Annotated in this window: 17 protein-coding genes; 8 read left to right on the top strand and 9 right to left on the bottom strand. The window is 71.1% G+C overall.

Features of this window, described 5'->3' with window-relative positions; all coding sequences use genetic code 11:
• Window positions 1-76: 76 nt before the first annotated feature.
• The 6 genes from Drose_RS07480 to Drose_RS07455 all read right to left on the bottom strand — a co-directional run bounded on the left by Drose_RS07480 (window position 77) and on the right by Drose_RS07455 (window position 7,859).
• The gene (locus Drose_RS07480; protein ID WP_260727458.1) at window positions 77-784 is read right to left on the bottom strand and encodes an Asp23/Gls24 family envelope stress response protein; all 708 of its coding nucleotides are present in this window, start codon (window positions 782-784) and stop codon (window positions 77-79) included.
• Window positions 785-1,007: 223 nt separating this feature from the next.
• Entirely contained in the window at window positions 1,008-1,658 is a 651-nt protein-coding gene (locus tag Drose_RS07475) for an ATP-binding cassette domain-containing protein (RefSeq protein ID WP_260727457.1), read from the bottom strand.
• Complete coding sequence (locus tag Drose_RS07470; protein ID WP_260729631.1) at window positions 1,655-2,494, bottom strand: ABC transporter ATP-binding protein; 840 nt, start codon at window positions 2,492-2,494, stop codon at window positions 1,655-1,657. The genes Drose_RS07475 and Drose_RS07470 overlap by 4 nt, the downstream gene beginning before the upstream one ends.
• 47 nt (window positions 2,495-2,541) lie before the next feature.
• Window positions 2,542-5,586: an FtsX-like permease family protein gene (locus Drose_RS07465; RefSeq protein WP_260727456.1), complete on the bottom strand. Its 3,045-nt coding sequence runs from the start codon at window positions 5,584-5,586 to the stop codon at window positions 2,542-2,544.
• A 108-nt stretch (window positions 5,587-5,694) separates the two neighbouring features.
• Window positions 5,695-6,675 carry a methylmalonyl Co-A mutase-associated GTPase MeaB gene (meaB, locus tag Drose_RS07460; RefSeq protein WP_260727455.1) on the bottom strand — a complete coding sequence of 327 codons (981 nt, stop codon included), beginning with the start codon at window positions 6,673-6,675 and terminating at the stop codon, window positions 5,695-5,697.
• Window positions 6,672-7,859, bottom strand: a complete 1,188-nt coding sequence (locus Drose_RS07455) for an acetyl-CoA C-acetyltransferase (RefSeq protein ID WP_260727454.1) — start codon at window positions 7,857-7,859, stop codon at window positions 6,672-6,674. The genes meaB and Drose_RS07455 overlap by 4 nt, the downstream gene beginning before the upstream one ends.
• A gap of 73 nt (window positions 7,860-7,932) precedes the next feature.
• On the opposite strand from Drose_RS07455, the gene mce reads away from it, so the two are divergent.
• The 5 genes from mce (at window position 7,933) to Drose_RS07430 (ending at window position 14,889) form a co-directional block, all read left to right on the top strand.
• Window positions 7,933-8,409 carry a methylmalonyl-CoA epimerase gene (mce, locus tag Drose_RS07450; RefSeq protein WP_260727453.1) on the top strand — a complete coding sequence of 159 codons (477 nt, stop codon included), beginning with the start codon at window positions 7,933-7,935 and terminating at the stop codon, window positions 8,407-8,409.
• A 160-nt stretch (window positions 8,410-8,569) separates the two neighbouring features.
• Window positions 8,570-9,919, top strand: coding sequence for a crotonyl-CoA carboxylase/reductase (gene ccrA, locus Drose_RS07445; protein ID WP_260727452.1), 1,350 nt, complete (start codon window positions 8,570-8,572; stop codon window positions 9,917-9,919).
• A gap of 216 nt (window positions 9,920-10,135) precedes the next feature.
• A complete protein-coding gene (locus Drose_RS07440; protein WP_260727451.1) occupies window positions 10,136-11,377 on the top strand; it encodes a coiled-coil domain-containing protein in 1,242 nt (413 codons plus the stop codon).
• Between the two features lie 126 nt (window positions 11,378-11,503).
• Window positions 11,504-13,348, top strand: coding sequence for a coiled-coil domain-containing protein (locus Drose_RS07435; protein ID WP_260727450.1), 1,845 nt, complete (start codon window positions 11,504-11,506; stop codon window positions 13,346-13,348).
• Between the two features lie 185 nt (window positions 13,349-13,533).
• Window positions 13,534-14,889 carry a right-handed parallel beta-helix repeat-containing protein gene (locus Drose_RS07430; protein ID WP_260727449.1) on the top strand — a complete coding sequence of 452 codons (1,356 nt, stop codon included), beginning with the start codon at window positions 13,534-13,536 and terminating at the stop codon, window positions 14,887-14,889.
• A 144-nt stretch (window positions 14,890-15,033) separates the two neighbouring features.
• On the opposite strand, the gene Drose_RS07425 is transcribed toward Drose_RS07430, so the two are convergent.
• From Drose_RS07425 to Drose_RS07415, 3 genes are read right to left on the bottom strand one after another with little or no spacing between them, the layout of a single operon-like run.
• Complete coding sequence (locus tag Drose_RS07425) at window positions 15,034-15,666, bottom strand: PIG-L deacetylase family protein (protein WP_260727448.1); 633 nt, start codon at window positions 15,664-15,666, stop codon at window positions 15,034-15,036.
• Window positions 15,663-16,472, bottom strand: coding sequence for a sugar phosphate nucleotidyltransferase (locus Drose_RS07420; RefSeq protein WP_260727447.1), 810 nt, complete (start codon window positions 16,470-16,472; stop codon window positions 15,663-15,665). The genes Drose_RS07425 and Drose_RS07420 overlap by 4 nt, the downstream gene beginning before the upstream one ends.
• Window positions 16,473-16,477: 5 nt before the next feature.
• Window positions 16,478-17,689 carry a class I SAM-dependent methyltransferase gene (locus Drose_RS07415; RefSeq protein ID WP_260727446.1) on the bottom strand — a complete coding sequence of 404 codons (1,212 nt, stop codon included), beginning with the start codon at window positions 17,687-17,689 and terminating at the stop codon, window positions 16,478-16,480.
• A 281-nt stretch (window positions 17,690-17,970) separates the two neighbouring features.
• Between Drose_RS07415 and Drose_RS07410 the strand changes: the two genes are divergently transcribed.
• Genes Drose_RS07410 through Drose_RS07400 form a run of 3 tightly spaced genes read left to right on the top strand, consistent with a single transcriptional unit; the run spans window position 17,971 to window position 21,150 of the window.
• Window positions 17,971-19,002, top strand: a complete 1,032-nt coding sequence (locus Drose_RS07410; RefSeq protein WP_260727445.1) for an NAD-dependent epimerase/dehydratase family protein — start codon at window positions 17,971-17,973, stop codon at window positions 19,000-19,002.
• Window positions 18,999-20,186, top strand: a complete 1,188-nt coding sequence (locus Drose_RS07405; protein ID WP_260727444.1) for a class I SAM-dependent methyltransferase — start codon at window positions 18,999-19,001, stop codon at window positions 20,184-20,186. The genes Drose_RS07410 and Drose_RS07405 overlap by 4 nt, the downstream gene beginning before the upstream one ends.
• Before the next feature lies 1 nt (window position 20,187).
• Window positions 20,188-21,150: a glycosyltransferase family 2 protein gene (locus tag Drose_RS07400; protein ID WP_260727443.1), complete on the top strand. Its 963-nt coding sequence runs from the start codon at window positions 20,188-20,190 to the stop codon at window positions 21,148-21,150.
• The last annotated feature ends 16 nt before the right edge of the window (window positions 21,151-21,166 follow it).

The raw sequence follows: 21,166 nt of genomic DNA, 5'->3' as shown, positions 1-21,166 counted from the left end.
ACACTCCCAGATTGTCCGGGTTTGCGGGGCACCACAACTGCAAGATCGACGGGAGTCGAGAGGGTTGGGCGGTGGGTCAGGGGTGGTAGTCGGCCGCGTCGCCGACCGGCGCCTTGTCCTCGACGTGAACGTCGTCGACCACGATGTCCACCGCGGTGACCTCGAGACCCAGCAGGTTTTCGACCGCCCCGATGACCTTGGCGCGGACCTTCTCCGCCACCGAGTAGAGGACGAAGCCGTACTCGATCACGAGCGTGATCTTGACGACGGCCGAACGACCCTCCAGGCGGACCTGCACGCCGCGGTCGGAGGATTCACCCTCCGACTCCCCCAGGCCGATGCGGTCGCGGACGGCGGCGAACACGCGTGCGACGTCGCCGCCCAGGTCGTAGACGCCGGGCACCTCGCGGGCCGCGATGCCGGCGATCTTCTCGACGACCTCGTCGGCGATCGTGGTGGTGCCGCGCTCGGCGGCCAGCTCGGCGTTGTTGCGCAGGCGGTCGACCACTTGCGAGGCGATCCGCCCGGACGCGGCCGCCGTGGAGGACGCGAACTCGCCGACCCGCTCGGCGGCGTCGGCGGCGAAGGTGGTCACCCGCTCGGCCGCCTCGTCGGCAGCGGCACGCAGGCGCGACTGCTCCTCGGCCGGCGCGCCGCCCTGGGCCGGCACGGCGGCCGGTACGGCGGCCGGCGCGGCGGGCTCGACGGCGGCGAGCGCGTCGCGGGTCATGTCAGGATCGTGCGCATCGGTGCGGGCGGGGATGCCCGCCGTCGCCTCGGTCATGTCTGCTTCTCCCCTGTCCCTGTTCTCAGGCCGCGCCGAGCGTACTCGCGGCCCGCCAGGCAAGGGACTCCCCCGAACACCCCGACTTACGGTCCGCCCCGCTACCCGGAGCAATCCCGCAACGGCGCTCGAGAGGGCCGCGACGACCATCCGTGCACCGGTCGGCGTCGAGCGGCGCACCCGCACTCCGAGCGGTGCGGGTCCGCCGTGTTCGGGCGAGCGGTCAGCGGATCAGTTCGGCGGCGCCGTCGGAGAGGTGCAACTCGCGGTCGCAGGCGGCCGCGGCCTCCGGGTCGTGGGTGGCGAAGACGACCGCGGCGCCGCGGCGGGCCTCCTCCTGGAGGATCTCCATGACCCGCTGGCGGTTCGTCGCGTCCAGCTCGCTGGTCACCTCGTCGGCCAGGACCACCTCGCCGTGCAGGGCCAGGCCCCGGGCGATCGCGGTGCGCTGCTGCTGGCCGCCGGAAAGCTCCTCGACCAACTGGTCGGCCTGGCCGGCCAGGCCCAGGCGCTCCAGCGACGACACCGTCGCCCGGCGGGCGTCGGCCGGTGCGGCGCCGCCGGCGATCATCGCGACCTGGATGTTCTCCTGCGCGGTGAGGATCGCGGCGAGGCCGTTGTCCTGCGGGATGAGCACGACCCGCTCGGCGACCGCGTGGTCGCGGTCGCGCAGCGGCGTGTTGTCGACCGACACCGCCCCGACGGCCGGGCGCAACAGGCCCGCCATCGCCCACAGCAGCGTCGTCTTGCCCGCGCCGGACGGTCCGGTGACGGCGAGGATCTGCCCCGGTGACACGACGACGGACACGTCACGCAGGACGGGATGGTCCCGCTCGTAGGCCACGGTCACGCCGTCGACCGTCAACGTCTTCACTGCACACCCTCCACGTCGGACGAACGGGCCGGCACCAGCAGCACGGTGCCGTCGGGCTGGGGCTCGATGCCAACGAGCGTGCCCGGCGGCAGCATGCGCAGCGCTTCCTGCGGCAGGTGCACCGTACCGTCGCGACCCACCACCGCGTAGTCCTCTCCGCGCCTGCCTTCCGCGCCGACCCTGCCGTCGCGGATGGTGACGGTGCGCCCCATGCGCAGCCCGACGTCCGGGTCGTGGGTCACGACCACGACGGTCGTGCCCGAGCGACGCACCGCGTCGAGGGCGAGGAGCACCTCGTCGCGGGCCCGGGTGTCGAGCTGGCTGGTCGGCTCGTCCGCGAGCAGCAGGCCCGGCCGGCCGGCCAGCCCTACGGCGAGCGCCAACCGCTGGCGCTCACCAGGAGAGAGTCGCTGCGGGCGCTGCCGGTTGCGGCCCCGCCCCGTCAGGCCCACCATCGCGAGCGCGTCACGCGGATCGGGCAGCTCCCGCCGCCGCTCCGCGGGCACGCCGCGCTGCGCGAAGCGCACGTTCTGCTCCGCCGTCAGGTACGGCAGGAGGTTGCGCGACGCGCCCTGCAGTACCACGCCCACGTCCGTGGCCCGCAGCGTCTGCAACTCGGCCGGCGTGGCCCGGACCAGGTCGTGGTCGCCGACCGTGAGCCGGCCCGCGGACGGTGGGAGCAGCCCGGCGAGCAGCGACAGCAGCGTCGACTTACCGGAACCGGACGGCCCGAGCAACGCGACCGACTCCCCGGCCGAGATGTCGAGGTCGACGCCGGACAGGGCGACGACGTCGTATCCCTCGAGCCGGTAGATGTACACCAGCCCCCGGCACATCACAGCAAGGCCTGCGCTCACGCCGCCTCCGCTCCGCTCCGGACCGCTCACTGGGCACCGTCCTTGAGCCGCAGCGGGGTGGCGCGGCCGAGCAGACGCAGCACCACCAGGACGGCGAGCAACAGGCCGACCACCATGACGGCGACGGCCGCCGGGAGGGCGCCCATGCCCGGCTCGAAGGCGAACGAGCCGGTCGGCTCGTCGACGGTCACCAGCGGCATGCCCGGAAGCATCACGAACGCGCCCGCGACGCCCGCCGCCAGGCCGACCAGGAACGGCAGGCCGAGCAGCGCACGGTGCTCGCGGAAGACCGCCCGCCGCAACTGACCGGCGCGCACACCGGCGACTCGCAGGGCGGCCAGCTCGTAGAGCCGGGCGCGCACCCCGACGTATGCGGTCAGCAGCACCACGCCGATCGCCAGCAGGATCGCCGCGGCCCCGGCCAGCAGGTAGAGCCACAGCCCGAGCGCGGGTGCCCGCCGGGCCAGCCGGTCCAGGTAGCCGTCGATGGTCTCGCTCGTCAGCACCCGCACCCCCGCCGCGGCGAGCCGCTGGTCGAGGTCCGCGGGTGCGCCGGTGCCGGCCCAGACCTCGTACCGCAGGCCGCCGTTGTCGGTGAGGCTGGCGCTGCGCTCGGCCATGCGGGTCGCGTAGTCCAGGTCGAAGAGCACGCCGTGCCGCCCGGCCCGGGGCAGGCTGTCGGTGCGCGCCGCGACGGTGAAGGGCTGCGGCTGCTCGGAGAAGCCGGGCAGTGCGAACGTCGCCGCCCGCGCGTCGTCGGCCGGCGCGCCACCGGCGAGGACGGCGGGCAGCGCTTCGGGCGTGTCGACGTGCTCGACGACGGCGTCGGCCGGGTCGCTGCCGGAGACGTCGATGACGAGGGCCGTGCCGGCGTGGACCGTCACCTTGGCGCTCCCGGCGCCGGGCCGGGCCTGCCAGCGGCCGGCCAGGTCGAAGCCGGGCGCCAGCGGGCCGGCGTCGGTGGTGAGCGCGCGCACCGCGACGGTGACCGTGAACGGGTCGCTGCCGCCCGCGGCCCGGCCGACGGCGAGCCCGATCAGCCGGCACTCGGTGACGCAGCCGGACAGCACCGCGTGGTAGGTGCGGATGCCCTTGGCCAGCGGGCCCAGCGGCACCGTCCGGGGCGGCTGCCCGGGGTCGGCGACGATCGCGGCGAGGCGCAGCGCGGGCTTGGCCGGCAGCGTCTCGACGGACACCTCGGCGCTGAGGTCCTTGCCGAGCCGCAGCGGGTCGGCGGCGGTCGGGTGCAGGCGCCCCGCGATCTCGGCCACCTGTTCGCGGGAGTGCCCGCGCCAGACGGCCACGCCGGCGAGCCGGTCGGCCTGGACCCCCAGCAGCTCGACGGTGCTGTTGTCGAAGCGCTGGCTTGCTCGTACGACCGCCATCGCATGCCCACCGGGATCGGCCTTCGTGACCGCTTCGGCGAGCTCGGCCGGGTGCTGGGCGTTGACCGTCAGCACCCGTTGCGCACCGACGGCGTCCTCGGCGGTGTCGCGCCGGGCGGTCGCGGCGACGTCCCAGGCGGTCGCGGCGAACGACAGCAGCGCCACGGCGACGGTGACGACCACGACCAGCCGCTGGCCGGCGGGGCGGCGGGACAACTGGGCCGCGGACAGCAGCGCGACGATGCGGCCGCGCCGGCGCGCGATCCGCAGCCGGGCAACCGACCAGAGGCTGAGCAGCCGGGCCGCGGCCACGCCGGCGACCACGGCGAGCAGCGGCGGCGCGAGCAGCGCGAGCGGGGATCCGCGGTCGCTGACGGCGGCGATGAGGCTGGCCGCGGCGAGCGCCACGACGATCCCCTCGGCGACGCCGGCCCGCCGGCCGCCCCGCTCGGGCACCCGCCGCAGCAGGCCGAGCACGGGTCTGGCGAGCGTCTGGCGGCCGGCGAGGACGGCGGCGACGAGCCCGGCGGCGAACGCGATGCCGGCCGCGGCGAACACCGGCCAGCGCACCTCGACGCCCACGCCGGGCGCGAGGAGCGCGCCGGCGGCGGCCCGCACCAGCACGAGTCCGGCGACGATGCCGACGGGGACCGCCGCCGCGGTCAGCAGCAGCACCTCCCCGAGACCGAACCGCGCCGCCCGCCCGGCCGGATAACCCCGCAACTTCGCGAGCGCGATCTCGGGCGCACGCTCCTCCGTGAGCGACGCGACAAGCAGGAACAGCACGAACCAGCACAGGAGCAGCAGCGGTACGGCCACGACGGGTGCCGTGCGGGCGATCGCACGCTGGTCGGCGTCGATGTCGCGCAGCACCGCCGGCAGCGTCGTGGTGACCTCCAGCTCCTGCCCGCGCAGGCGGTCGCCGAGGAGCTGGAGACCGTCGCGCAGCCCGGCGACGTCGTCGAGGTGCACCAGGCGGGGGCGCAGCGGGTATTCCAGCCGGGCCGAGACGGTGGCCGCGGCGTCGGCGCGGACGTCCTCCTCGGTCATCGTGAACAGCGAGTCGACGTGTTCACCGGCACCGTCCGTCCCCGCGCTGAAGTACGCGGTGCGGCCCCAGTAGGCGGCGTCGGCGTCCTTCGGGCTGTAGAGCCCGGTGATCCGGAAGGTCTTGTCCCGGCCGGCGCCCGCCGGACCGAGGTGCAGCGTGAGGTCGTCGCCCTTCCGGAGATTCCGGCCGGCGGCGGTGCGCTTGCTGACGACGATCTGGCCCGGCCCGTCCGGGCAGTCCCCGTCGATGTCGAGCCGGGTGCAGGCGTTGTCGCGATAGGCGAGTTTGGCGCCCGTCCCGTCGAAGGTGACCTCCGTGTCGACGGCGGCCACCGGCAGGTCCAGGCGGTCAGCGAGCCGGTTGTCCTTGGCGAGTGCCGTGTTCATGGCGCGCCGGATCTCGGCGAGGTCCATGAAGGCCGCGCTGTCGCCGGTGCCCTTGGCGCCGACCGTGAGCCCGGTCGCGCCGGTGGACGCTGCGGACAGCCCGTCGGTGAGCACCGACTGCTGCGCGGCACGTCCGTACGCGGGAGCGAGGACAGCCGCCGTGGTCGCCGTGACGGCGAGGAGGAAGACCACGAGCGACCGGCCGGCCCGGTGCCTGATGCCGCGCAACATGACGGTCCAGGCCGTCAAGTGAGCCCCCTGTGCTGGTCCCAGGCTCGGTCCGGCCGATCCTGACGGCCTGCCACGGGCCGTCAGGATCGGCCGGACCGACCCTGACGAAAGGTTGACGCGCAGACCTTAGCCAGACCGCCCACCTGCGTCGAGTTGAGCCAACAGGGCCGCTGCCGCTGCGTAGGGATCCAGTCGACCGTGCGCTACTTCCGTAGCGAGGGAGTGCAGTTCGGTGCCGCTGCGAAGGTCTTTCATGCGGGCGCGGAGGGTGCCCAGCGCGATCGCCTCGACCTCCGCCGCGGCCCGCCGCTCGCGCCGCCGGCGCAGCTCGCCCGAGCGCTCCAGGTGCTCGCGGTGCTCGTCGATCGCGGCCACGACGTCGTCGATGCCCTCGGCGCGGGCCGCGACGCAGCGCACGACCCGGGGCCGCCACTGCCCCGGTGCGCGCTCGCCGAGGCCGATCATGCCCTGGATGTCGCGGTACGTGGCGTCGGCGCCGTCGCGGTCGGCCTTGTTCACGACAAAGATGTCGGCGATCTCGAGCACGCCGGCCTTGGCGGCCTGGATCGCGTCGCCCATCCCGGGTGCGAGCAGGACCAGCGTGGTGTCGGCGAGGCCGGCGATCTCCACCTCGGCCTGCCCGACGCCGACCGTCTCCACGACGACCGGGTCGCAGCCCGCCCCTTCGAGCACCCGTGCCGCCTGCGGGGTGGCCGCGGAGAGCCCGCCGAGGTGGCCGCGGCTGGACATGGAGCGGATGTAGACGCCCGGGTCGGTGGCGTGGTCCTGCATGCGGACGCGGTCGCCGAGGATCGCACCCCCGGTGAACGGGCTGGAGGGGTCGACGGCGAGCACCCCGACCCGCCGTCCGGCCTTGCGGAAGGCCCGGACCAGCTCGTTGGTCGTGGTGGACTTGCCGACGCCGGGCGCGCCGGTGAGGCCGATGACCCGCGCGTCACCGGTGTGCGGCGCGAGGGCCGCCGCAAGCCGCGGCAGCACCTCGTCGCCGTCCTCCACCAGCGTGATCAGCCGTGCCACCGCCCGGGGGTCGCCGTCGCGGGCGCTCTCGACGAGCGACGACACGTCTCGGGAGCGGCGGACCGTCACTGCTTGGGGACCCGCAGCAGCAGCGCGTCACCCTGGCCGCCGCCACCGCACAGCGCGGCCGCGCCGAGCCCGCCGCCGCGGCGACGCAGCTCCAAGGCGAGCGTGAGGGCGAGCCGGGCACCGCTCATGCCGATCGGGTGGCCGAGCGCGATGGCCCCGCCGTTGACGTTGACGATCGCCGGGTCGACGCCGAGGTCGGCGGTCGACTGCACGCCCACGGCGGCGAACGCCTCGTTGATCTCGACCAGGTCGAGGTCGTCGGTGGTGAGCCCGGCCTTGGTGAGCGCGTGCTTGATCGCGTTGGACGGCTGGCTGGTCAGCGAGTTGTCCGGGCCGGCGACGTTGCCGTGCGCGCCGATCTCGGCGAGCCAGGTGAGCCCCAGCTCCTCGGCCTTCCGACGGCTCATCACGACAACGGCGCAGGCGCCGTCGGAGATCGGCGAGGAGGTGGCGGCGGTGATGGTGCCGTCCTTGGTGAAGGCCGGCCGGAGCTTGGCGAGCGTCTCGGCGGTCGTCTCCGGCCGGATCTGCTCGTCGTCGGTCACCAGCAGCGGGTCGCCCTTCCGCTGCGGGATCTCCACCGGGACGATCTCCTCGGCGAAGTGGCCGTTCTTCTGGGCGGCGGCGGCCTTCTGGTGGCTCGCGGCGCCGAACGCGTCCTGCGCCTCGCGGGTGATGCCGAGTCGGGCGACGTGCCGCTCGGTCGACTCGCCCATCGACACCTGGTCGAAGACGTCGGTGAGCCCGTCGAGGGCCATGTGGTCCTTGACCACCACGTCGCCGTACTTGTACCCCTGCCGCTGGTTGAGCAGCAGGTGCGGCGCGTTGGTCATCGACTCCATGCCGCCCGCGACCACGATGTCGAACTCACCTGCCCGGATGAGCTGGTCGGCGAGCGCGATCGCGTCGAGGCCCGACAGGCATACCTTGTTGATGGTGAGGGCCGGCACACTCATCGGGATGCCCGCGCCGACGGCCGCCTGGCGGGCGGGCATCTGGCTGGCCCCGGCCTGGAGCACCTGCCCCATGATCACATACTGCACTTGGTCAGGCGCGACGCCGGAGCGCTCGAGCGCCGCCTTGATCGCGATCTCGCCCAGCTTGGTGGCCGGGAAGTCCTTGAGCGCGCCGAGCAGTCGCCCCATCGGCGTGCGGGCGCCGTTGACAATCACCGACTGAGTCATCGGGTGGCCTCCGAGAGATGGTTCACAGCAGCCGCGTTGCGACCTGAACGATGGATCAGTTCAGACTATCGCCATGGAGACCTCGGATCAGAAGTTGGATATCTCACCGATCGGCATCCTGCGGATCGACCACGTCGGCATCGCGGTCGCGGATCTTGACGCAGCGATCGAGTTCTACGCACGGGTCTTCGGCATGCGCTGCGTGCACGAAGAGGTCAACGAGGAGCAGGGCGTCCGCGAGGCCATGCTGTCCGTCGGACCCTCCACCGAAGGCGGCTGCCTGCAACTGCTCGCACCGCTGTCACCCTCGTCGACGATCGCCAAGTTCCTGGACCGCAACGGTCCCGGCGTACAACAGTTGGCCTACACCGTGGAGGATGTCGACGCCGCGTGCGCTTCATTGCGCGAGCGCGGGGTACGGCTGCTGTATGACACGCCCCGCCGTGGCACCTCCGACTCGCGCATCAACTTCGTGCACCCGAGAGACGCCGGCGGCGTGCTCGTGGAGCTGGTGGAGCCTTGCCGCGCAGATTCACGCGAGGACGGCTGAAGCGGGCCAGTGGAGTTCTTCACAGGCCGGTTCCTGATTTAGCTACCGTTCAGTAACCTCCGCCTCGGCGCACGTGAATGTGTCGCCGTTCCCCATAGTCGTCCCCCTGTTCCTCCGGCGACGCTTCCCTTGGAAATCGTGGACGTTAGGAGACGTAGCGGTGCAGCACATCCTCGACGCGATCATGCAGGCGGAAGGGGCCACCGACCCCGCGGCCGAGCTCCGCGCCGTGGCGGACCTGCCGGTGCCCGACAGCTACCGGGGCGTGGTGGTCCGGGCCGACGAGGCCGAGATGTTCGCCGGCCTGGCCACCCGCGACAAGGACCCGCGCAAGTCCTTGCACGTCCAGGAGGTCGCGACACCGGCCGTCGGACCGGGTGAGGCGCTCATCGCGGTGATGGGCAGCGCGATCAACTACAACACCGTCTGGACCTCGGTCTTCGAGCCTGTTTCGACGTTCGGGTTCCTGCGGCGGTACGGGAACCAGAGCGACCTCAGCAAACGTCACGACCTGCCGTACCACGTCGTCGGCTCGGACGCGGCCGGCGTCGTCCTGCGGGTGGGACCGGGGGTGAGCAAGTGGAAGCCCGGCGACGAGGTGGTCGCGCACTGCCTCAGCGTGGAGCTGGAGGACGCGGCCGGGCACGACGACACGATGCTCGACCCGCAGCAGCGCATCTGGGGCTTCGAGACGAACTTCGGCGGGCTCGCCGAGCTGGCGCTCGTGAAGGCCAACCAGCTCATGCCCAAGCCCGCGCACCTGTCCTGGGAGGAGGCGGCCTGCCCCGGGCTGGTCAACTCGACCGCCTACCGGCAGCTCGTCTCCCACCACGGCGCACAGATGAAGCAGGGTGACACCGTGCTCATCTGGGGCGCGTCCGGCGGCCTCGGCTCGTATGCGGTCCAGTTCGCCCTCAACGGCGGCGCCACGCCCGTGTGTGTCGTGTCCAGCCCGGAGAAGGCCGCGCTGTGCCGCAGCATGGGCGCCGAGCTGGTGATCGACCGGTCGGGGTATCAGTTCTGGAAGGACGAGCAGACGCAGGACGTCGCCGAGTGGCGCCGCTTCGGCGCGGAGATCCGCTCGCTGACCGGTGGCGAGGATCCCGACATCGTGTTCGAGCACCCGGGCCGGGAGACGTTCGGCGTGAGCGTCTACGTCGCCAAGCGCGGCGGCACGATCGTCACGTGTGCCTCCACGTCCGGCTACCTGCACCAGTACGACAACCGGTACCTCTGGATGAACCTCAAACGCATCGTCGGCAGCCACTTCGCGAACTACCGTGAGGCGTGGGAGGCCAACCGGCTCATCGCGCGCGGACGGATCCACCCGACGCTCTCGCGCACCTACTCCCTGGAGCAGACCGGGCAGGCGACCTACGACGTCCACCGCAACACGCACCAGGGCAAGGTCGGCGTGCTCGGCCTGGCTCCCGCGGAGGGTCTCGGCGTGCGGGATCCCGAGTTCCGCGCCCGCCACGCCGACGCCATCAACCGGTTCCGCGACCGGTAGGCCGGCCCGCCGGCCCACCATGACCCCGCCCCGGGACGGTCACAGCGTCGTGACCGGCCCGGTGCGGCTCAGCGGTCGCACCGTCAGGTGACACGCCCGCACCGCATGACAAAACCGTGGCGTGTCCTGGACCCGCAAAGTTGACCATGCGGGCCCTGAGGAAGATAGCCGTTGTACCCTTGCGAAGGCCCCCGGGTGGTCTGCAAGTATGTGCCAATGCCCCAGCAGCAGTCCTCGGTTGACTTCTTCCAGAACGGCTCGGATCACGAAGAGCTGAGCGTCGTCCTGCGCGGCTACGACCGCCAGCAGGTCGACAGCAAGCTGCAGCGTCTCAACGCGCAGCTCCAGCAGGCCAACCAGGCCCGGGAAGAGGCCGAGGGCCGAATCGCCGAGGCCCAGCGCCGCATCCGCCAGGCCGAACAGCGGCTCGGCACGATGGAGCAGAAGCTCAGCGACACCAACAAACAGTTGGAGGAGAACAACCGGCCGACGCTGTCGGGCCTGGGCACGCGGGTCGAGCAGATCCTGCGCCTGGCCGAGGAGCAGGCCAACGACCACCGGGGCGAGGCCAAGCGGGAGTCCGAGGGCATCATCTCCGCGGCGCGGCTCGAGGCTCGCGAGATCACCGACAAGGCGCGCGCCGAGTCCGCCGCCATGAAGGCGACCGCCGAGCGCGAGGCGGGCAACCTGCGCACCGCCGCGGAGCGGGAGGCCGCCGAGGTCCGGGTGCAGGCCCGGCGCGAGGCCGACACGCTGCGGGCCGACGCGGAGCGGGAGACCAAGCAGCTCCGCACCGCCACCGCCCACGAGGTCGCCGAACTGAAGGCGACCGTCGAGCGTGAGGTCGCGACGCTGCGAGCGACCGCCGAGCGGGAGATCACCCAGCTACGCGCCAAGGCCGCCCGCGAGGCGGAGGAGAAGCGCGCCGAGGCGACCAAGCTGCTCACCGACGCCCGCGACAAGCGCGACAAGGACCTCCAGTCCCTGGCCCTCGAGATCGCCGAGCGGCAGGAGAAGGCCGAGCGCGAAGAGTCCGCCCGCCACGCCTCCGCCGTCGCCGCGACGCAGAAGCTCGTCACCGAGGCCGAGGGCCGCGCCCGTGCCGCCGAAGATCGCGCCAAGGAGATCGAGCAGCGCGCCGAGACGCGCCGTGTCGAGTCCGAGCGCGCCGCCGCCGAGACCGTCGACAAGGCCAAGGCACTCGCCGAGAAGACGGTCAACGAGGCCCGCGCCGAGGCGCACCGGGTGCTCAGCGAGGCCCGCGCCGAGGCCGACGACACCACGCAGCGTGCCCGGCGCGAGGTCGAGGACCTCACCCGCCAGAAGGACGCGGTCACCTCACAGCTCGGTCAGATGCTCTCCGGCCTCGCCGGCATCATGCCGTCGGTCTCGCCGCCGCAGCAGGGTGGGTCCGAGAAGAAGGGCAAGTCGGGAGACGGCGAGAAGGTCTCCGCCTGACGTACGGTAGGTCGCGGCGGATGATCTGCCGCTTCCTGAACCATTCACGGGGAGTTCGATCGCACGTCCCGTCATGCGCGGTGTGTAATTGCGCGTGGCGGGACGTTGCGTGTGAGGATGGATGCTATGTCAGACGGCGACCTCTTCGGCTCGGGGACCGGGGTCTCTTCGGAGCCTGACTTCGAGACCGCGATCCGGGGCTACAAGAAGGACCAGGTCGACAAGTACTGGACCCAGTCCGAGAACGAGATCGCCGCACTGAAACTGGAGAACGAGGAGGTCTGGGGCCAGGTGCAGGCCCTCGCCTCGCAGGCGCAAGACCTGCAGATGGAGCTGGCCGAGCTACGCCGTCGCATCCCGCACCACGGTGAGGTCTCCTTCCGGCACCTCGGACCACGCGTCGAGCAGATCCTCGGCCTCGCCGAGGACCAGGCCGAATCGATCCGCGCCAGCGCGGCGCAGGAGATCGCCGGCCTGCGTGCCGAGGCCGAGCGGCTCCTCGCCGACGCCCGTGGCCGCGCCGCCCAGGCCAACGAGGACTTCGAGCTCGCCCTCGCCGCCCGCCGCACCGAGGAGGAGCGGACGGTGGCGGACCGTCGCCGGTCGATCGACGCCGAGTCCCGCGCCGTCGAGGAGCGCGCGACGCGGGCGCGCGCCGAGGCGGAGCACATCATCGCCACCGCGCAGACCGAGGCACAGCGGATCGTCCAGACCGGCACCGCCCAGATCGAGCAGGCCCGCCAGCAGGCCGAGCAGCACGCCCACGCTCTGCGCACGTCGGCCGAGCAGCAGGCGGCGGCGCTGCGCGCCGAGGCGGAGCAGCACGCGGCCCAGGTGCGGGCGCAGGCGGACCAGCACTTCGCGGCGGTGCAGCAGCAGGCGACGGCCCTGGCCGCGCAGGCGCAACAGCAGGCCGAGGCGGTCAATGCCCAGGCCCAGCAGGCGGCCGCGGCCGTGGCGGCCAAGGCGCAGGAGGCCGCGGCGGCCGTCGCCGCGCAGGCGGAGCAGCACGCCGCCACCGTGACCGCCCAGGCCAGGGAGGCTGCGGACGTGCTCGCCGCGCAGGCCGAGCAGTCGGCCGCCGCCGTGACCGAGCAGGCCAGGCAGCAGGCGGCGCAGATCCAGCAGCAGGCCGCCAAGGACGACGACCAGGCCCGCGCCGAGGCCGAACAGCGGGCGGCCGAGCAACGCGCCGCCGTCGAGCAGGAGCTGCTCGACCTGCGCACGGCGCGCGAGGCCGAGATCGCCCAGCTATGGGCGACCGCCGAGGAGGAGCTGGCCAAGGCCCGCGCCACCGCGGAAACGGAGGCCGAGCAGCTCCGTGCGACCGCCAAGACCGAGGCCGAGGCACTTGTGAGTGCGGCCGACACCGCAACGGCGGCCACGGCGGCGGAGTCGGCGGCCACGGCCGCGGCGCGCCTGGCCGAGGTGCAGGCGAAGGAGACCGACGTCGAGACGCGTCTGGCCGAGCTGCGCGAGCGGGAGACCGCGCTGGACAAGCGGGCCGAAGAGGTCGAGGCGGCCGAGGCGCGCCTGACCGAGCTGCGCGAGCAGGAAACCGAGCTCACCAGCCGGATCGCGAAGTCGGAAGCGGAGCTCAGCACCCAGCTCGCCGGGCTGCGCGCTCAGGAGACCGAGCTGACCAGCCAGGTCACCGCAGCCGAGATGCGTCTCGCCGAGCTGCGGCAGCAGACGGCCAATGCCGAGGAGGCGGCCGCGAAGCTCGCCGCCACCGAGGAGCGGCTCCGCGCGGCCGAGGAGAAGATCAGGAAAGCCGAGCAGCGGGCCAAGGAGATCGACGAACTGGCGACGGCCGCCGGCACCGAGGCCGCCGACCGCGCCGCTCAGACGGTCGCCGACGCCGAGAAGGCCGCCGAGGCCATCCGCGAGGCGGCCACGCAGGAGAAGACGACGACCGGCGCGCCGAGCAACGGCAAGGTCGCCGTGGAGGCCAACGGCGGCACGCGCTGACCGTTCCCGTCGGCTCGGGGCCGCGCGCCGACGATTCGGTGCGTGGCCCCGACTGCTTGTGGCCTGCGACTTCCTGTGGGAAGGATGCCGAAAGTTGACAGTCGGGTTGATCGGGGCAATGTTCCTCACGTATCGTCCGCGGGTCTGTGCGGCGGGTGGCCAGACCGCGTTCTGGGGGAGATGGTGTGAGCACTGATCAGGTGCGGGGAAGCCGAGCCGATCGCGATGCGACACCACCGCCATCCCGCCCGCGCCGCCCGTGGATCATCGGAGGCGCGATCGTCGGCGCCCTGGCCGTCGTGGGCGCCGCCACCGTCGTGATCCTCCAGTTGGTCGACGGTGACGGCCACGCCGGTCCGGACGGCGGCACCCACGAGAAGGCCACCGTCATCAGCACCGACGGTGCCACGGTCGACCGGCAGAAGCTCACCAACGCCCTGTACGTCAAGGCGAACAACGTCAAGATCACCAACACCACCGTCCACCACACCGGAACGGTCGCGATCAAGGTGTTCGCCGGGTTCACCGGCACCGTCATCGACAACACCGAGGTGTTCTGCGGCGGCAAGGACATGACCGGCGTCGGCCACGGCAACTACACGGCGAGCCGGGTGAAGGTCCACGGCTGCACGACGGGCTTCTCGCACAGCGCCGCGGCGCCGGTGATCGTGAGCGACTCGTCGGTCGACGCCAAGCCGTACGAGGCGAAGTACGCCTTCGACGAGCCCGGCAAGAAACACGCGACCAGCGGCGCCGGCCTCACTCCCGGCCCCGTCAAGGCCTCGAAGCCGTGGCCCGGGCCGGAGAACACGGGCGTTCCCGCCGGGACGAAGCTCACGCCGTACACCGGAAAATACGTGATCACCGAGCCCGGCACGGTCATCGACGGGAAGATCCTCACCGACTGCCTGGACATCAAGGCGAAGAACGTGACGATCAAGCGGTCGAAGATCACCTGCAAGAACAAGGGCGGGATGATTATCCGGGTGTTCGACGACATGGTCCCCGACGCGAGCCTCACCGTCGAGGACTCGGAGATCCAGGGCGAGGGTGAAGGGCTGGGCGTCGGTTTCGGCCACTACACGCTGCGCCGGGTCCACATGCACACGCTGAACGAGGGACCGCGCGTCTCGGACGGCGCCGTGATCGAGGACTGCTGGATTCACGGCCTGATCTTCACCGACGAGAAGGATCACCAGGACATCCTGCAGACGACCGGCGGCACGGGCATGGTGGTGCGGCACAACACGCTGGAGGCCTTCAACCCCACGACGAACGAACCGTTCAACGCGGGGTTCCAGCTAGGCTCGGAGACGGCGCCGTCGTTGAGCAACCTGCTGGTCGAGGACAACCTGTTCACCGGCGGCAACTACACGGTGAACATCCGCCCCGACACGAAGGCCGACAACGTCGTCTTCCGCGGCAACGTGTTCGTGCGGAACAGCCGCTACGGCCCCGCGTCGAACGAGGACCTGCCGGGCGTGAAGTGGGAGTCGAGCAACGTGTACCTCGACACCGCCAAGCCCGTGACCCACGGCTGACACCGATCAGCACCCCGCCTTGCCCATGATCGCGATAGATTCAAGATCATGAGGGCTTGCGTTGACCTTGGTCGCTTTCCGTGGTCGGGGCCCCCGAAAGCCACCAAGGTCAAGTCGGCTTCGGCGACAGGCGGGCTGACGCGGTCAGAACGACAAGACCGCCTTGTCCACCGTGAACGCTTCCGCGTAGTGGGACCGGCACTCCATGCCGCGGAGGCGGGCCAAGCCCAGGAACACCTCGTCGTCCCACCAGTCGCGCGCCTTCTGCGACGGGAAGTGCTCGTGGAGCAGCGCCACCTTCTGGCGGCCCTGCTCCACCGTCAACGGCACGTAGACGTTTCGCCGCGACAGGTCGCCGTCCCACTTGGGGATCTCGTAGTGCAGGACCAGCGAGTCGCGGAACGCGGTCGACGCCAGCGTGCCCAGCAGCCGGTGGTCCTGGTGCGCGTCGTTCCGGGACGGGGCCAGCACCAGGTCTGCCCGGCCCAGCCCGGCCGCCGCCTCCACGATCTCCTTCGCCGCGTTCCAGTGTGCGGGCAGCCGCCCGTCCGGCAGGTCGTGCAGATGGAACCGCAGCGACGACGCCCGCGCGAGGAACGCCGACGCCGCCGACCGGGCCTCGTCCTGCCGGTCGGGGACCCCGGTCGCCAGGACATACTCCACCGACACCCCGGCCGGCAACGACAGCAGCAGGCCGCCGGCGGCGATCTCGATGTCGTCCGGGTGGGCACCCAGCAGGACGACGGACCGCACGCCGGCGAGTGAGAATCCGATCATGAGCGCTGCGCCGGTACGACCGGCCGTCGTGCGGAGTCCCACAGCATCCAGGGGCAGTTGCCGCCGTTGTACGCCTCTTCCATCTCCGCCCGGTCCTTGAAGGTGTCGACCGCGCGCCAGAACCCGTCGTACTGCTGGGCCAGGAGCTTGCGGTCGGGGATCAGCCGGTCGAACGCGTGCGGCACCATGTCCTCGCCCTCCCGCAGGGCGTCGAAGATCTGCGGCCGCATGATGAAGTATCCGCCGTTCTCCCACGTCATCAGCTCACGGAAGTCCCGGACCCGGGAGACCGACCCGTCGTCGCCCATCTCGACGACGTGGTGGGTCGACACCGGCGGTACGGCCAGCATGCTCACGGTCGCTTCCGACGTGCGGAACCGCTCGACCATCTCGGGCAGCGGCGCGTCGGTGAGCGTGTCGGCGTAGTTGGCCAGGAACATCGGCTCGTCCTCGACATACTTGCGCACGCGCATGAGCCGCTCGCCGATGGTCGCCTTGAGGCCGGTGTCGATGAACGTGATGTTCCAGTCCGTGATGTCGGTCGAGAACAACTGCACGTCACGGTTGCCGCCGACGAGGGTGAAGTCGTTGGACAGCGTCTCGTCGTAGTGCAGGAAGTAGTCCTTGACCACGGCGGCACCGTAGCCGAGCGCGAGGATGAAGTCGGTGTGCCCGAAATGTGCGTAATACCGCATGACGTGCCACAGCAGCGGCCGGTCACCGATCATCGCCATCGGCTTGGGCGCGTTGTTCGTGCCCTCGCGCATGCGCATGCCGAGGCCACCGCAGAACAGGACCACCTTCACCGCAACTACCCCTCTACCTCGAGCGCGGGAATCGGGTACACCAGCTTGCCGCCCCAGTCGCGCACGTAGGAGAGCTGCGCGCCGATCTCCGTGCGCAGGTTCCACGGCAGGACCAGGACATAGTCGGGCCGGTCCGCGGCGATGCGCTCCGGCTCGTGGATCGGGATGTGCGTACCGGGGAGGAACATACCCTGCTTGTGCGGCGACCGGTCGACCGTGTACTCGAGCAGGTCCTCCCGGATGCCGCAGTGGTTGAGCAGCGTGTTGCCCTTGCCCGGCGCACCGTAGCCGACCACCCGCTTGCCCTCGCGGCGCGCCGTCATGAGGAAGTCGAGCAGGTCGCGCTTGATCGTGAAGACCTCGTCGGCGAAGCCCTTGTGCCCGTCCAGCGTGTGCAGGCCGGCGGCCGCCTCCGCCTCCAGCAGGTTCTTCACGGCGAGCGACGGCTCCCCCGCGTGATCCGCGTGCATGGCGTGTACGCGCAGCGAGCCGCCGTGCGTGGAGAGCTCCTCGACGTCGACGACGGTGAGGCCGCCCTTCGCCAGCGCCCGCGACGCGGTGAGCAGGGACAGGTACTGGTAGTGCTCGTGGTAGATGGTGTCGAACTGGCGCCGCTCGATCAGGCGCAGCAGGTGCGGAAACTCAAGGGTGACCAACCCGCCCGGTTTGACCAGATTAGCCAGGCCCTGCGAAAACCCAATAATGTCCGGAATATGGGCATAAACGTTATTTGCCGCCACCAGATCCGCGGCGCCGTATTGCGCCGCGACCGATGCACCCGTTTCCGGCCCGAGAAAGCACACCTCGGTGCGGACGCCCTTTTCCCGGGCAACCGCTGCGACATTTCCCGCTGGCTCAACGCCGACCACCGGGATACCTGCGTCCACAAAATGCTGGAGAAGGTATCCGTCATTACTGGCCACTTCGGCGACCAGGCTGTCGGCCGTTAGGTTGAGCTTCTCGATCATCGACACCGCGTACCGCCGGGCGTGCTCCACCCAGGACGTCGAGTAGGAGGAGAAGTACAGGTAGTCGGAGAAGATCTCCTCACCCGCCACGTACGCCGGGAGCTGCACGAGCAGGCACTCGGAGCAGATCCGCACGTGGAGCGGGTAGAAGGTCTCCGGGGCGTCGATCTTCTCCGCGGGCACGTAGCTCTCGCAGAGCGGGGACATCCCAAGGTCGACGAAGGTCTCGGTGAGCTCGGCCCCACACAACCGGCACGAGACTACGGGCATATGTTCCCCCCAAATTGTCACTGGCGCTAGGCTCCCCACCAGCGAACCGGCGATCCAGCGAATGACTGACGAATCACATCCGAAGCCACGCCCCACGCGGCCATGGACGAGTCAGCCTAAGGCAAAATCCAAGGCAAGAAGCTAGCGGTCGCCGGTGGCTTCCGGTAAACGCCAGAGTAAGAAGTCCGACACACCACCGAGGGCCTTTTCGGCGCCTCATAGACTCGCCTTCCACCCGCCGAGCGTTCGGGAGCTTTGCCATGCGCGTACTCGTCACTGGTCACGACGGATACATCGGCAGCGTGCTGGTGCCGATACTCCGTCAAGCCGGGCACGAGGTGGTCGGCCTGGACACCGGGCTTTTCGCGGACTGCGTCCTCGGCCCGGCGCCCGAGGAGGTCAAGACGCTCCGCGTCGACCTGCGGGACGTCGAGCCGGAGCACGTCACCGGCTTCGACGCGGTGGTGCACCTCGCCGCGCTCTGCAACGACCCGCTGGGCAACCTCAACCCGGACCTGACGTACGACGTCAACCACCGCTCGACGCTCCGCCTGGCCCGGGCCGCGAAGGCCGTCGGCGCGCGGCGCTTCCTCTTCGCGTCGTCCTGCTCGCTGTACGGCAAGGGCGACGACGACACGCCGCTGGACGAGACGGCCGGCTTCCAGCCCGTGACCCCGTACGGCGAGTCGAAGATCCTCTCCGAGCAGGGGCTGCTGGAGCTGGCCGACGACGACTTCTCCCCCACGTTCCTGCGCAACGCCACGGCGTACGGCTTCTCCCCGCGCCTGCGCGGTGACCTCGTCGTCAACGACCTCGCCGCGCACGCGCTGCTCACCGGCCAGGTGCGGCTGCTGTCCGACGGCAAGGCATGGCGGCCGCTGGTGCACATCGAGGACATCTCCGCGGCGTTCCTCGCGCTGCTGGAGGTCGGCCGCGAGCGGGTGCACGCCAAGGCGTACAACATCGGACGCTCCAGCGAGAACTACCTCATCCGGGACGTGGCCAACCTGGTCGCCGAGGTGGTCCCGGGCAGCGAGGTCACCTTCGCGGCCGGCGCCGGCACCGACCTGCGCAACTACCGCGTCACGTGTGACCTGATCGCCGCCGAGATCCCCGAGTTCCAGCCGAAGTGGACGGTGAAGCTGGGCGTGGAGCAGCTCGTCGAGGAGTACCAGCGGCACGGGCTGACCATCGAGCAGTTCGGCAGCGAGCGGCACCAGCGCATCAAGCGCATCCGGTCGCTGATGGAGCAGGGCAAGCTGGACGACAACCTGCGGTGGGTGAACGCGTGAGCGACGATCAGCGGATCTGCGACGCCTGCGGCGACGACCGGCTCGTCGAGTTCGCCGACCTGGGCGAGATCCCCGTCCTGTGCGGGGTGCACTGGGAGGCGCACGGCGACGCCGTCGCCTCACCGGTGGGCAGGATGGTGCTGGCGCACTGTCCGACCTGTGCCTACGTCCGTAATGTCGCGTTCGACAAGGACCTGCTGGTCTACGACACGACGATGGACACCAACCTCCACTTCTCCCCGGCGTTCCAGCGGTTCTCCAGCGATCTCGTCCAGAGCCTCAGCGAGCGGTACGACCTGAGCGGCAAGCTCGTGCTGGACATCGGCTGCGGGCAGGGCGAGTTCCTCAAGGAGCTGACCCACGTCGGCGGCGCGCGCGGCGTCGGCTACGACGCGATGTACGCCGGCGAGGTCGGCGAACAGGGCGCGGTCACCTTCCACAGCGGACTGGCGCCGCGCGGCAGCGGCCTGCCCGACTACGACTTCTTCACCTCGCGCCACTGGTTCGAGCACCTCGACGACCCCTACGAGTTCCTCGTCGACCTGCGCGAGCAGGCCAAGGGTCGCGAGGTCTTCGGATACGTCGAGGTGCCGGACGCGGTCTACGACCTCGCCACCGCCGGCTGGGAGGTCATCTACCCGCACGTGTCGTACTTCGACGCCTACTCGCTGGCGAGCATCTTCGGCCGGGCCGGCTGGACGGTGGAGTCGACCGGCACGCTGTTCTCCGGGATGTTCCGCTACATCGAGGTTTCGGCGAACCGCCCACGGGCAGGAGGCCACGTCGCCCACACCGGCGAGCTGCCCTCGCTGCGTGCCCGTGACAAGCAGCTCGCCGCGATCGCCGGCTTCGCCGAGCGGCACCACGCGGAGCGCGAGCGCTGGCGGAGCACGATCTCGCGGCTCAACGCGGAGGGCGCGAAGCCCGTCCTGTGGGGCGCCGGATCGCGGGGCGTGCAGTTCCTCACGCTCGCCGACCGCGAACTGGGCCTGCACGGTGTGGTCGACCTCAACCCGAGGAAGTGGGGACGGTTCCTGCCGGTCACCGGACACCGGGTCGACCCGCCGTCGACGCTGACGGCGCTCCAACCGAAGGCGGTGATCATCACGAACCCGGCGTACAAGGACGAGATCGCCAAGTCCCTGGCGGACCTGGGCGTGACCGCAGAGATCCTGGTGGCCTGACATGACCGGTGCTGGCACGCCCAGGGTGACGATCGGCATGACGACGTACAACGTCGAGCGATACCTGCCGCTGGCGCTCGAGTCCATGTTGGCGCAGGACTATCCGGACTTCGAGATCGTCGTCTGCGACAACCTCTCCACCGACAGCACCTGGGACATCCTGGAGACCTACGCGCAGAAGGACGACCGGCTGCGGATCTACCGCAATCCGGAGAACCTCGGCGAGGCGGGCAACTTCCGGCGCGTCGTCTCGCTGGCGCGCGGCGAGCTGTTCCGGCTCACCGCGCACGACGACCTCGCCGCGCCGACCCTCATCAGCCGGTGTGTCGCCGCGCTCGACGCGCACCCGTCGGCGATCCTCGCGTTCCCGCAGACGATGCTGATCGACAGCGACGGCAACGAGATCGGCCCGTGGGACGACGCGATGGACACGGCGGACCTGCGCTCGCGGAGCCGGGTCTCGTGGTATGCCCGGAAGTGGAACCTCTGCAACGAGGTATTCGGCGTCCTGCGCACCGACGTGCTGCGCAGGACGCGCCTGCTCGGCCCGTTCCTCTCCAGCGACGTGGTGATGCTGCACGAGCTGGCGCTGCGCGGTGAGTTCGTCCAGGTGCCGGAGCGGCTGTTCTTCCGCCGCATGCACGCCACCAACACGTTCGGCGCCAACCGGGACACCGACGAGGTCCTGGAGTGGCTGGAGCCGGGCGCGAAGAAGTCGAAGAAGCGCAGGCCGGCCAGCAACCAGAGCCACCACACCCGGATGACCTGGGAGATCACCAAGGCCTTGCTCAACAACGAGCTGCCGGTGACACAGCGGGCCGCCGGGACCGCGGCGTTCCTCACGTCGTGGGGCACCCGGCGCGGTCGCGCCAAGCTCGGCCGGATCCGCCGGACCATCACGCGCACGCCGATCGCTCCGCCGCCGTGGGAGCAGCCGCCGGCGGGAGATTCCCAGCAGTCCTGAAGCAGCGAGCGGAGCC

The sequence above is a fragment of the Dactylosporangium roseum genome, assembly GCF_025264685.1.
Classification (GTDB): Bacteria; Actinomycetota; Actinomycetes; order Mycobacteriales; family Micromonosporaceae; genus Dactylosporangium; species Dactylosporangium roseum.
This window is presented reverse-complemented; position numbering and strand designations above follow the sequence as displayed.